General features: G+C 62.2%; 9 protein-coding genes and 1 pseudogene. 5 read left to right on the forward strand and 5 right to left on the reverse strand.

Annotated features, from left to right (window positions below; translation table 11 throughout):
• Positions 1 to 26 precede the first annotated feature (26 nt).
• Positions 27 to 1,586: a D-xylose ABC transporter ATP-binding protein gene (gene xylG, locus BCY88_RS36745; RefSeq protein WP_120348968.1), complete on the forward strand. Its 1,560-nt coding sequence runs from the start codon at positions 27 to 29 to the stop codon at positions 1,584 to 1,586.
• Positions 1,583 to 2,782, forward strand: coding sequence for a sugar ABC transporter permease (locus BCY88_RS36750; protein ID WP_120348969.1), 1,200 nt, complete (start codon positions 1,583 to 1,585; stop codon positions 2,780 to 2,782). The genes xylG and BCY88_RS36750 overlap by 4 nt, the downstream gene beginning before the upstream one ends.
• A 255-nt stretch (positions 2,783 to 3,037) precedes the next feature.
• Here the strand turns inward: BCY88_RS36750 and BCY88_RS40635 are convergent.
• The 3 genes and pseudogenes from BCY88_RS40635 to BCY88_RS36765 form a co-directional block, all read right to left on the reverse strand.
• A pseudogene (locus tag BCY88_RS40635) lies at positions 3,038 to 3,313 on the reverse strand (helix-turn-helix domain-containing protein); the annotation flags it as partial.
• Positions 3,310 to 3,645 (reverse strand): type II toxin-antitoxin system RelE/ParE family toxin, encoded by a 336-nt coding sequence (locus tag BCY88_RS36760; protein WP_120348971.1) that lies wholly within the window; start codon positions 3,643 to 3,645, stop codon positions 3,310 to 3,312. The gene BCY88_RS36760 and the pseudogene BCY88_RS40635, both read right to left, overlap by 4 nt.
• A gap of 261 nt (positions 3,646 to 3,906) precedes the next feature.
• The gene (locus tag BCY88_RS36765; RefSeq protein WP_120348972.1) at positions 3,907 to 5,328 is read right to left on the reverse strand and encodes an aldehyde dehydrogenase family protein; all 1,422 of its coding nucleotides are present in this window, start codon (positions 5,326 to 5,328) and stop codon (positions 3,907 to 3,909) included.
• Positions 5,329 to 5,428: 100 nt separating this feature from the next.
• Here BCY88_RS36765 and BCY88_RS36770 point away from each other — a divergent pair, with 100 nt between their 5' ends.
• The 3 genes from BCY88_RS36770 to BCY88_RS36780 all read left to right on the forward strand — a co-directional run bounded on the left by BCY88_RS36770 (position 5,429) and on the right by BCY88_RS36780 (position 9,353).
• Positions 5,429 to 6,316: a LysR family transcriptional regulator gene (locus tag BCY88_RS36770; protein WP_120348973.1), complete on the forward strand. Its 888-nt coding sequence runs from the start codon at positions 5,429 to 5,431 to the stop codon at positions 6,314 to 6,316.
• Between the two features lie 280 nt (positions 6,317 to 6,596).
• Positions 6,597 to 8,867: a xanthine dehydrogenase family protein molybdopterin-binding subunit gene (locus tag BCY88_RS36775; RefSeq protein ID WP_120349022.1), complete on the forward strand. Its 2,271-nt coding sequence runs from the start codon at positions 6,597 to 6,599 to the stop codon at positions 8,865 to 8,867.
• Positions 8,868 to 8,891: 24 nt separating this feature from the next.
• Positions 8,892 to 9,353, forward strand: coding sequence for a (2Fe-2S)-binding protein (locus tag BCY88_RS36780; RefSeq protein ID WP_120348974.1), 462 nt, complete (start codon positions 8,892 to 8,894; stop codon positions 9,351 to 9,353).
• Positions 9,354 to 9,612: 259 nt separating this feature from the next.
• Here BCY88_RS36780 and BCY88_RS36785 read toward each other — a convergent pair whose 3' ends face one another.
• Positions 9,613 to 11,235, reverse strand: coding sequence for an NAD(P)-binding protein (locus BCY88_RS36785; protein WP_120348975.1), 1,623 nt, complete (start codon positions 11,233 to 11,235; stop codon positions 9,613 to 9,615).
• Entirely contained in the window at positions 11,235 to 12,752 is a 1,518-nt protein-coding gene (locus BCY88_RS36790) for a polyamine aminopropyltransferase (protein ID WP_120349023.1), read from the reverse strand. The genes BCY88_RS36785 and BCY88_RS36790 overlap by 1 nt, the downstream gene beginning before the upstream one ends.
• Positions 12,753 to 12,791 lie beyond the last annotated feature (39 nt).

Genomic DNA, 12,791 nt, shown 5'->3' on the forward strand with positions numbered 1-12,791 from the left:
GCGCGCCCTGCAGCGAGGCATAGCGAATGAGTGAAACATTGCTGACGATGCGCGGCATCGTCAAAGCGTTTTCCGGCGTGAAGGCGCTCGACGGCATCGACCTGACGGTCGCGCCAGGCGAGTGTGTGGGCTTGTGTGGCGAGAATGGTGCGGGTAAATCGACGCTAATGAAGGTGCTGTCCGGCGTCTATCCCCACGGTACGTGGGATGGCGAAATCATCTGGGAAGGCGAGCCGCTGAAGGCCGCAAGCATAAGAGACACGGAACGCGCGGGCATCATTATCATCCACCAGGAGTTGATGCTGGTGCCGGAACTCTCGGTCGCGGAGAACATCTTTCTCGGCAACGAGATCACGCTGCCCGGCGGCAGAATGAATTACGCGGCAATGTATCAGCGCGCCGACGAGCTGCTGCGCGAGCTCGGCATCAGCGGAATCAACTCCGCGCAACCTGTGATGAACTACGGCGGCGGTCATCAGCAACTGATCGAAATCGCCAAGGCGCTGAACAAGCGCGCGAAACTGTTGATCCTCGATGAGCCGTCGTCTTCGCTGACTGCAACGGAGATACACATCCTGCTGGATATCGTGCGCGATCTGAAGCGGCGCGGTGTTGCCTGCGTGTATATCTCGCACAAGCTCGACGAGGTCGCGGCCGTGTGCGACACGATCAGCGTGATTCGCGATGGCCGCCACGTCGCGACCGAGCCAATGCGCGCGTTGACTACCGACCGCATCATCTCCTTGATGGTGGGCCGCGAGATCAAGAACCTGTTTCCGCGTGAAGCCCATCCGATCGGCGAGGTGATTTTCGAGGCCCGCCATGTGACCTGTTTCGATGTCACCAATCCGCGGCGCAAGCGCGTGAACGATGTGTCGTTTGCGCTACGGCGCGGTGAGATTCTCGGCGTTGCCGGGTTGGTCGGCGCAGGGCGAACGGAGTTGATGCAGGCAATCTTCGGCGCGTATCCCGGCGTGAGCGAGGCGAGCGTGGTGATGGAAGGCAAGCCGTTGAAGATTCGCGCGCCTGTCGATGCGATTCGTGCCGGCATCGGCATGGTGCCGGAGGATCGCAAGCGTCACGGCATCGTGCCGGGACTGAGTGTGGGCCACAACATCACGCTTGCGGTGTTGCAACGCTTCGCAAAGGGAGGCCGGATCGATTCCGCTGCCGAGCTGGATACGATTCACACGGAGATGAAGCGGCTTTCAGTGCGCGCGGCGCATCCCATGCTTTCGATTGCGAGTCTGTCGGGTGGCAACCAGCAAAAGGCCGTACTCACGCGCATGCTGCTGACCGACCCGAAAGTGCTGATCCTCGACGAGCCGACCCGCGGCGTCGACGTCGGCGCGAAATACGAAATCTACAAACTGATTTTTCAACTGGCACAGCGCGGCATGTCGATCGTGATGGTGTCGTCGGAATTGCCCGAGGTGCTCGGTATCAGCGATCGCGTGCTGGTGATCGGTGAGGGCGAATTGCGCGGCGATTTCGTCAACGACGGCCTCACGCAAGAGGACATTCTCAGCGCCGCGATCCGTCCTGTGCAGCGATCCACGAACCCAACCGCAGCGAGTGCCGCATGACTCCCGACGTCACTTCCCAATCCGCAGAAGGCGCCGCCCCGCGAGGCGCGTTCGGTGGCACGCAGCGCGTTCAGCAACTATTCGCGCGCTACAAGATTCTCGCGTTACTGATCGCCGTGGCCGTGATCTGGATGTTCTTTTCCTTTCTGACCCACGGCGCGTTTGTGACGCCGCGTAATCTGTCGAATCTGCTGCGGCAGATGTCGATTACCGGCATGCTCGCGTGCGGCATGGTGTTCGTGATTATTGCGGGTGAGATCGATCTGTCGGTTGGGTCGTTGCTGGGCCTGCTCGGCGGTGTCGCGGCGATTCTCGATGCGAACCGGCACTGGCCGATCGGGGTCACCGTACCGGTGGTGATGCTGCTCGGCGTGCTTGTCGGCATGTTCAACGGATGGTGGTCAACGTACCGGCGTGTGCCTTCGTTCATTGTCGGTCTGGGCGGCATGCTCGCGTATCGCGGCATTCTGCTCGGCGTCACGGGCGGTTCGACCATTGCGCCGGTTTCGGACGATTTCGTGTTTATCGGCCAGGGGTATCTGCCGCGTCTCGCGGGCGATACGCTTGCCGTCGTGCTGTTTGTCGTGCTGGCGTTTTTGACGGTGCGGCAACGAAGCAACCGCGAGCGTTACAAGTTGCGGGTGGTGCCGATCTGGCAGGACGTCGTGAAGGTGGTGGGTGCGGGCGTGATTCTGGCCGCGTTTATCGCCACGCTTGATCGCTATGGCGGGATTCCCGTGCCGGTTCTGCTGCTGCTCGCGCTGTTGGGTATTTTCACGTGGATCGCAACGCAGACCGTTTTCGGGCGGCGCATCTACGCGGTCGGTTCCAACCTGGAAGCGACGCGGCTCTCAGGCGTGAATACGAACCGTGTGAAGCTGGCCATCTTTGCGCTGATGGGACTGATGTGCGCGTTCGCCGGCATCGTCAACACGGCGCGGCTCGCGGCCGGTTCGCCGTCGGCGGGATCGATGGGCGAGCTCGATGCGATCGCCGCGTGCTTTATCGGCGGGACGTCGATGCGCGGCGGTTCTGGAACCGTCTATGGCGCGTTGATTGGTGCGCTGGTGATGGCGAGCCTGGATAACGGCATGTCGATGCTCGACGTCGACGCGTACTGGCAGATGATCGTGAAGGGCAGCATTCTTGTGCTGGCCGTGTGGATCGATGTGGTGTCAGGGTCGAATCGGCGGTGAAGAAGGCATCCGGCGGTGCGTCAGGCAAATGCAGACGCGCCGCTGTGCCACTTCGGCGGAAGTTGGGTGAATTATTGGGTATTGCCGCGACGCAGTTGCCGATCAGAGGGCCTGCGCGCCAGCAACGGCAGCGCTCCTGCTGCGTCGCACCGGCGCCTTGGTAGCGGGCTTCTTTGCCGCAACCGGTTTTTTTGCCGGCGTTGTTGGCTTCTTGCGCGCGGTTGTTTTGGCGCTGCTGCTAGTGCGTTTAGCCGGCGCATCCGACACACGCATCTCGATGCGCATGTTTGCCGCTGCCGCCATATTGACTAGTGCATCGAGCGCGAACAGGTTGATCTTGCCACGCATGAGATCGGACACGCGTGGCTGGGTAACGCAGAAATGCTTTGCGGCTTCTGCCTGGCTCATTCCGGCACGCTTGATATGGTCCTTGAGCGCCATCATCAGGACTGACCGGAGCTTCATGTTCTGCGCCTGTTCCGGCGTGTCTTCGATGGCATCCCAGACGCTCGAAAATGTTTGATTGCTCATGGCTTAACCTCGTTCAATTCGCGATAGCGCCTGGTCGCTAGATCAAGATCAGTTTTGCTGGTCTTCTGCGTCTTTTTCTGAAAGCAATGGAGAACATAAACCGCGTCTGCGAACTTGGCCAGATAAATGATCCGGAATGCGCCGTCCGCGTCTCGAATCCGGATTTCCCGTACTCCTTTGCCTATCGTGTTGACTGGCTTCCAATCGTCGGGATCACGGCCTCGCTGGACCTGATCGAGTTGATGGCCGGCGTCACGCCGAGCCGGGAGTGGGAATTCGCGCAAGTCGTCCAATGCACTGCCGCAGAACCTCAATGGTTTTGCATCGATCATTGATGATTATACAAAAATTTGTATGAACGGGAAATCGGCTAAGCCGGGAAGCCGTTGTTTATATCCCGAACGCGCGAGTCATGAGGGGTGCAGATGGACACCATTTGCGGTCGATCAGCATTCTTGTGCTGGCCGTGTGGATCGATGTAGTGTCGGGGTCGAATCGGCGGTGAAGAAGGCACCCGGCGGTGCGTCAGGCAAATGCAGACGCGCCGCCGGCCGAGCTATCAGATGCGTCCGTCAATCGACAAGGCGCTGTTTTCAGTTCACGCCAAGTAACGACTTGGGCTCCATGAATGCTTCCAACCCGAACGTGCCATATTCCCGCCCGATGCCCGATTGCTTGAAACCACCGAACGGTGCAGCCGGTTCGTGTGCCAACGTGTTGATCAGTACCCGTCCTGCGTCGATGCGCGTGGCGACTGCGCGAGCCCGCGCCGCATCGGCTGAGAGCACGTAGGCCTGCAGCCCGTAGCTCGTGTCATTGGCGATTGCAATCGCTTCCTCGGTATCGCGATACGCAATGATCGACAGCACCGGCCCAAAAATCTCTTCGCGGGCAATGGTCATGTCGTTGCTGACGCCGCTAAATACCGTCGGACGCACGAACCAGCCGCGCTCCACACCCTTCGGCCGGCCCTCGCCACCAGCAATCAAACGCGCGCCTTCTTCGATGCCGATGCCGATGTAGCGCTGCACGCGCTCCCACTGTTTGCGGCTGACCATCGGGCCGATCTGCGTAGCCGGATCGCGCGGATCGCCGGCTTGCGTGCGAGCAACTTCAAAGCGCACCAGTTCTTCGAATTCCGCAAGACGGCTCTGCGGCACAAGAATCCGCGTACCGGCGACGCAAGCCTGACCGCTGTTCATGAACCCGGCCTGGAGCGCCAACGGCACCGCTTGCGCGAAATCGGCGTCGTCGAGTATGACCACCGGCGACTTGCCGCCCAACTCCAGTGTGACGCGTTTCAATGTCTCCGCGCCGGTGCGCAGAATCGTCTTGCCGACAGCCGTCGATCCGGTGAAGGAAATCTTCGCCACGTCCGGATGCGCGCTGATTTCCGCGCCGACAGTGTCGCCCCGGCCCGTGACGATATTGAACCCGCCCGCGGGCAAGCCGGCTTCATGCAGCGCCTCGGTGATGATGCGTGTCTGAAGCGCGCTCATTTCACTCGGCTTGATGACGGCCGTGCAGCCGGCTGCAATCGCCGCAGCCAGCTTTCCGCAGATAAAGCCGCCATTGCTATTCCACGGCGTAATCAGTCCGGCGACGCCGAGCGGTTGCATGACGACGTCGGCCATGCCGGCGCGGCGCGTGAAGTCATAGCTCTGCAAGACCTTGATGGCTTCTGCCAGCACGTCCGCCGGGTGTTTCGCCATCCAGCGCGCGCGTGACACCGGCGCACCGTATTCCTCCACGATTGCTTCAAACAGGTCGTCTTCCCTCGCTTGAACCGCGACGTGCATGCGTCCGAGCAGCGCGATCCGCTCCTCTTTGCTGGTGCGGGAAAACGCCGGGAAGGCGCGTTTGGCGGCCGCGATCGCGCGGCGAGCGTCTTCGGCGTCGGCCAGACGCACCTTGCCGATCACCGTTTCCTTAGCCGGGTCGTGAAGATCGAACCACTCCTCGCCGTGCGGGGTGACGAATGCGCCGTCGATATAAACCTTGTCGATTTGTTGCATGAAAGCTCCTACCCAGGAAGTTGTTGCCTCAAAGATAGGCGCATTGGATTAGGCTGACTAGCCATATAATCAAGGATGATTCGTTGAACAGGATGGGATAATGAAGACGCCTGGTTTGAGCGAACTGGAGGGCGTGCTTGCGGTGGCGCGCCATCGCAGCTTCCGCGCAGCGGCCACGGAACTTGGCGTATCGACGTCGGCGCTGAGCCATGCGATTGCGGCGCTGGAGGCACGCATCGGCGTGCGCCTCTTTAATCGGACCACACGTAGCGTGTCCTTGTCCGAAGCTGGCGCGCAATTCGTCGACAGTGTGGCGCCGGCGTTGTCGACCATCCGCGTGGCTATCGAGCAGGCCGGCAGCTATCGCGACACGCCTGCGGGCACGCTGCGCATCAACACATCGACGGGCGCGGCGCGCCAGGTGATGCCCATGCTGCTGGAATACCTGCGGCGCTATCCGGACATGAAGCTGGATCTCGTCGCCGAGGGGCGCATGATCGACATCGTGGTAGAGGGCTTCGATGCCGGTATTCGGCTGGCTGAGACTGTGCCGCAGGACATGATCGCCGTGCCGTTCAACCGGCCGCAGCGTTTTGCAGTCGTTGGGAGTCCCGCCTATTTCGCCGAACATTCGCAGCCGCGCACGCCGGACGATCTGCGTGCACACCGTTGTATCCGCATGCGCATGCCGAGCGGGCGTATTTATCACTGGGAGTTCGAGCGACGCGGCGAGGCTTGCAGCGTGGATGTGCAGGGCATCCTGACGCTCGATGAACCGTCGCTCATCATGGAGGCGGCCCGCGAAGGATTCGGACTGGCGTATATGACCGAATGGAACGTGGCAGCGGATCTGGAGGCGGGCACGCTGCAGCGTGTGCTGGAAGACTGGACGCCGCCGTTCGATGGGTTGTGTCTTTACTATCCTGGGCGACGTCATGTCCCGGCGGGACTGCGGGCGTTGATTGAGATGATTCGGGAGGGCGGGTGAAAGCAAAAATCCGCCACTTCTCGCATTTTTCCGCCGTTCAAGCCAGTTGCGCTGCAGCGTGCCACCACGCGACGAATAACATTTAATGAACTGACACGCGGCTTGCACCGCCTTTTGCTCGAAGGGCATCTGCCTGCACTGTTCAACTCGGCTGAAACCGCTTAGCTTTCAGTCCCCCAGCCACTCTCCCGTCTTATTACTGTTCCAACGAACCAAGCTCCCGCGCCAAGCCGCGCTTCTACAGCTTCTCCGCCACCGTGCAAGCTGATCGAGCCAGATGATGTTAAAGCGCAGAACCTTCCTGCTAGGCGGCGCCGGCGCGTTCGGCGTGCTGCTGGTCGGCTGGTCGGTGCTGCCACCGGGGCAGCGTCTGACTGCCTCCACGCCGTTGCCGGTGGAAGGCAATCAGGTTGCGCTCAACGGCTGGGTCAAAATCGCCGCGGACAACACCGTGACGATCGTGGTGTGCAAAGCGGAAATGGGGCAGGGTATCCACACGGGTCTTGCCATGCTGCTGGCCGAAGAACTCGACGCCGACTGGTCGCAGATTCGCGTCGAAAACTCGCCGATCGACAAGATCTACAACAGCGTGCAGAACATCGTCGACGATCTGCCGTTTCGCCCGGACGACGACAGCACCATGAAGCGCGCCACGGTCTGGATGACTCGCAAGCTGGTGCGCGACGCCGGCACGATGATGACGGGCGGTTCATCGAGCATGAACGATCTATGGTCTCCGATGCGTGAGGCCGGCGCCTCGGCGCGCGCGATGCTGATCGGCGCGGCGGCCGCGCAATGGAAGGTGGCGCCCGGCGAATGCCGTACGGAAAGCGGCTACGTATTGCATGCAGCGGGTCACAAGGCGAGCTTCGGAGAACTGTCCACGATGGCTGCGCAGCAACCGCTGCCACGCAAGGTCGCGCTGAAAGATCCCGCGGAGTTCAAACTGATCGGCAAACCGATGAGGCGTATCGAAGCCGCGTCGAAAATCAACGGCACGGCGCGCTTCGGCATTGACGCGCTACCTGACGGTCTTATCTATGCAAGCGTGGTGATGTGTCCTACGTTAGGCGGCACGGTGGCGCATTTCGACGCCTCGCCTGCCAGGATCATGCCCGGCTTCATCAAGGCGTTTGCGCTAGGACCGTACGCGGGTGGCAGCGGCGGCGTCGCTGTAATCGCCGACAACCCGTTCCGCGCGATGAATGCCGTGAGCGCCATCAACGTGGTGTGGAATGACGGCGCTGCAGCCAATCTGTCGAGCGCAAACGTCGACTCCCAGCTCGGGCAAGCGCTCGATGACAGCGACGGTTACGCCTATTACCACCGCGGCGACGTCGACGCTGCATTGAGCGGCGCGGCGCGAACGATCAGCGCCGAGTACCACGCACCGTATCTCGCGCATGGCGCGGTCGAGCCGGTGAATTGCACGGTGCAGGTTGCGGATGGCGCGGCCACCGTTTGGGTTTCCACGCAAATGCCGGCGCTCGCGCGGCAGCACGTCGCGAAAGTGCTGGACATCGACGCCGACAAGGTCGACGTGCAAACGCAACTGCTCGGCGGGGCTTTCGGGCGCCGTCTCGAGCTCGATTTCATCGCTCAAGCCGCGGCGATTGCGCGTGAAGGCGGCGGCCGTCCGGTACAAACGATATGGTCGCGTGCGCAGGATTTCACGCATGATTTCTATCGTCCGGCGTGCGTGTCGCGACTCAAGGGCGGTCTCGACAAAGACGGCAAGCTCGTTGCGTGGCATGCCACTTCGGCGAGTCAGGCGATCGTGCCGGAATCGCTCGCGCGTTACTACGGCGTGCCGCGCATTCCGATCGACAAGACCACTTGTGAGGGCGCATTTGATCAGCCCTACGAATGGCCCACCGCGCGCGTGGCGCACAAGATCGTTGAATTACCGGTTCCGATTGGATTCTGGCGCTCGGTCGGTCATTCGCATCAGGCGTTTTTCACCGAGAGTTTTACCGACGAACTCGCCTTTGCCGCCGGTCAGGATCCGATCGCGTTTCGCGCGGCGCTGCTCGCGCAGCATCCGCGCCATCTGGCGGTGTTAAGGCGCGTTGCGGCCTTGTCGGATTGGGGGCGTCCCTTGACGCATGCCGCCGATGGCGCAAAGCGGGCGCGCGGCGTCGCGCTGCACGAAGCGTTCGGGAGTGTGGTCGCGCAGGTGGCGGAAGTATCGGTCGGTGCGAACAAGCAGATTCGCGTGCATCGGGTTGTCTGCGTGATCGATTGTGGACTGCCGGTGAATCCAAACCTGATTCGTCAGCAGATGGAGGGCGGCATCGTATTCGGCCTCTCGACTGCGTTGCAGGACGAAATCACCATCATCGGCGGGCAGGTGGCGCAGAAAAACTTCGTCGATTTCCCTGTTGTGCGGATGAACGACTGTCCGGTGATCGACGTCGACATCATGCCAAGCCAGATGCACCCGCAGGGTGTCGGCGAGCCGGCCGTGCCGCCGGTTGCGCCGGCGGTGGCCAACGCGGTATTCGCGCTGACCGGCCAGCGCTTGCGCGCGCTGCCGTTGAGGGTTGCATAAAACGCTCAGATTGACGGAGAAAACATGGGATCGCTAAACATCAACGGCCGGGCGGTCGCTGTGCAGGCTGAACCGGACATGCCGCTTCTGTGGGTGCTGCGCTGCGACCTCGGCATGACCGGCACCAAGTTCGGCTGCGGGGTGGGCATCTGCGGCGCGTGCACGATCCACCTGGACGGCAAGGCGGGCCTTGCCTGCCAGACGCCGATGTCGAGCTTGCACTCACAGAAGATCACGACGATCGAAGGCGTGCAGGGCGCCGAAGCGCAGGCGCTAAAAGCGGCGTGGATCGATCTCGACGTGGTGCAGTGCGGTTATTGCCAGAGCGCGCAGTTGATGGCGGCCTGCGCGCTGCTTAAACAGAAACCCAATCCCACCGATGCGGACATCGACGAGGCGATGTCCAACATCGTGTGCCGTTGCGGCACGTATCCGAGGGTAAGGGCGGCGATTCACCAGGCGGCTGCAAGACGGCGCTCCGCTTGAGGCTGGCATTACCGCTGACAGGAACGCCTGGGTGAGCCGGGCACGAGTCCGGCGCGCTCAGTTCGCCAGCATCTCCACGACCGCCACCACTACCGTGAAAACGCCGATACAACCGCCCAGCGTGGCTGCGCCTTGCATGAAATGCGACATACGTGACCCCGTAACGTGTGGTGTTGAGGTTCGTATTTAACCTGAACTGAAAGGCAAAAGAAAGCTTGTCAATAATAGTGATTTACCCGGATGAGGCGAGGCGGGAAGCTCAGGCCATCGCCCGGTTCGCCGCCAGTACGCCCCAATAGGACGCTTCCTCGAACAGCGACATCCCTGAAAGATCGGCATGGGCGAACAGGATCGGGCCGTTCGCGTCGCGCAAGGCGAGCAGGCCGGGGCGGCTCAGGAAACCCACGTCGGGTGTGGCCATGGCGTGACCGCGTACAGTGATTTCCAGCGCGGCGGCATGGCGCCACAGATCGCGGCCGTAGGCCGGTACCAGGTCGATCGCCGCCTGGGTGCGCAAGTCGTCGGGATGCGCGGCGGCAAGCCAGCGGCGCGTGTCATCGGGCGCATCGAGGTTCAGTGCCTGGTAAGCCGAGAACACCGAGCGCTGCGGCGGCGACAAACGGATCAATTGATGGGTCGAGACCACGTAGCCGAGACCGTCACCGCGATAAACGACGTTGTCCCACGCGAGCGGCACGCCTTGCGCTTCGCGCGGCATGCCGTCCATCAGGAAGTTGGATACCAGCCACGGCGCGCGCGGCGGCAGATCGCGTGCGGCGTCGAAGCCGTAGGCGCGCAGCGATTGCGGCATCACGTGCTGCGCGACGAAGAGCGGCATCGCACAGACCGCGCGGCGCGCTTTCAGCACGAAGGTGGTGGGCATGTTGTTGCTGTCGATGCGAACGCACAGCGCCTCGATGCCACCGGCTTTCTCGTCGACACGCGCTGCGAAGCCGGGCAGCGACCATTTGTGCTCACCCACTCGCTTGCCGATGGACGCGCTCAACCGGGTCACCATGCTGTGCAGGCCATCGGGCCAGGTCAGCACCGCGCCATCCTCCGCGTTGCGCGCATGGCCGCCGCGCGCGGAAAAGTAGTGCAAGCCGGCCCACGCGGAGACACGTTCGTAACCCGCGCCGAAATCGTCGCGGCAGGCGTAGTTCAGATACCAGTGCAGCGACGGCGCGGTATAACCCTCGTCGAGCAGCCATTGCCTGAACGAGCGCTTGTCCAGCGCACGCCATTGCGTATCTTGCGAAGACTGCGCGAGCGGAATGCAGAACACCTTGCGGCCGTCCTTGCCGAACGCCGTGCGCAACGAGTCGGTATAGGCGAAAAAACGCTGCTGCTGGGCGAGCTCCGCCGGGTTGATGCCAAGCGTGGGCACGAGACCGTCCTGCCACTGGCCGTCGATCAGCAGACGTTCGTCAGGCGCATGCACCAGCACGCGTTCATCGAACACCGGCCGCGCTGTGAACGGATCGGCTTCGATGACACCGAGGTCGGCGAGCATATCGCGCAGGTGAGTCGATTCCATCGAAGGTAACGGCAGGTAGTGCGCGCCCTTCGGATAGCCGAGATCGCCATACTGGCCGCCCGCCGCGTTGCCGCCGAACTCCGGTCCGGCCAGCACGACGAAGTCTTTGTGCCCCGCACGCGCGAGTTGCCAGGCGCACGACAAACCCGCGGCACCGGCACCGAGAATCGCGATGTCGGTTTCGATCGTGCCCGAGGGCGGCGGCAAGCCGCGATGGTCGCGCAGCGCGTGACCCTCGCGCATGCCGGGGCTGTCGATCACCGGCGTCGTCTCGATCCAGCCGGTGCGCCCGCAACCGGCGAGCGAAGCCGCCGCGCCGGCGAGCAGAAAAGTGCGGCGGTCCATCAGCGCAGCACGTGCTTCCAGTCCTCGTCGAAAAGGCGGACGAGCGGCTGGTCGTTCAACTGGTTCGGCGCCATCGGCAAGGCCGGCATATCGGCGGGGAAGTGAAACATCTCGACGGCGGTTTGCGCGTCGAGCCAGCGCGTGGGCACCGAATAATGCGTCGGGATCGTGTAATCGCGCCGCTTGCCCGCGATCACAAATCCCCAGTCGCCGAACGAAGGCACATAGCAGTGATACGGCCACGTATTGAAGCCCGCTTCGCGCAAGGTGTCGACGATGGTCCAGTACGCATGCGGCGCGAAATACGGTGAGGTGGACTGAATGACGGCATAGCCGTTCTCCGAGAGATGCCGCGACAGCATCCGGTACACCGGCACCGAATACAGACGGCCCAAACCGAAGTTGGTCGGATCGGGGAAATCGACCACGATCGCGTCGAATACCTCGGCATTCGATTCGAGCCAGCGCACGGCGTCGTCGTTGATCACATGCACGCGGGGATCTTTGAGCGAACCCTGATTGAGTTTGACGAGCGGCGCGGAATTCGAAAACAGCGTGGTCATCGCCGGATCGAGGTCGACCAGCGTCACGCTTTCGATGTTGCGATGCTTGAGAATTTCACGCACGGCGAGGCCGTCGCCGCCGCCGAGCACCAGCACGTGTTTGGCCCACGGCAGCGCTTCGAGCGTCGGATGAATCAATGCTTCGTGATAGCGATGCTCGTCGCGCGAAGAGAATTGCAGATTGCCGTTAAGGTACAGGCGCATGTCGTCGTGCCATTGCGTGAGCACGATACGCTGGTACGGCGTGGTTTCGGAGAAGATCGTCTCGTCGCCGTAAAGACCGTGTTCGGCCCAATGGGTGAGGCGCTCCGAGAGCACGAAACCTGCCGCGAGCAGGCTGATCACGAGCGCGGCACGCGCCAGCTTGCCGGGCACGTTGCTGATTTCGGCGCGGAACGTGTGCGTGGTCCATAACGCAACCAGCGCGTTGAGAATGCCGAACAGGAAGCCGGTGCGCAGCAGGCCGAGACGTGGCGCGAGCACGAGGGGAAACAGCAGCGAGACCGCGAGCGAGCCGAGATAGTCGAAGCTCAGGACATCGCTGACGGTATGGCGAAACGCCTGGCGGCGCTGCTGGAACGCGCGCATCACGAGCGGAATCTCCATGCCGATCAGGACGCCAAGCACCAGCACCACCGCATAGAGCGCCGCGCGAAACGGCGCCGAGAGCCACGCGAACACACCGAACAGCATGGCCGCCGACAGACCGCCGAGCAAACCCACCAGCAATTCGATATCGACGAAGCGATCGAGCACGTCGTCATCGTCGATGAACTTGGCGAGCCATGAACCGACGCCCATTGCAAACAGATAACAGCCGATCACCGACGAGAACTGCAGCACCGAGTCGCCCAGCAAATAACTCGAGAGCGTGCTGCTGATCAGTTCGTAACCCAATCCGCATGAGGCCAGCACCAGTACCGACAGAATCAGCGTGCGATTATGTTTATTCATCGTGCTGGGCACCCCGGTCCGATCTGGATATACTGGCGG

This window comes from Paraburkholderia fungorum (genome assembly GCF_003610895.1).
GTDB classification, from domain to species: domain Bacteria; phylum Pseudomonadota; class Gammaproteobacteria; order Burkholderiales; family Burkholderiaceae; genus Paraburkholderia; species Paraburkholderia fungorum_B.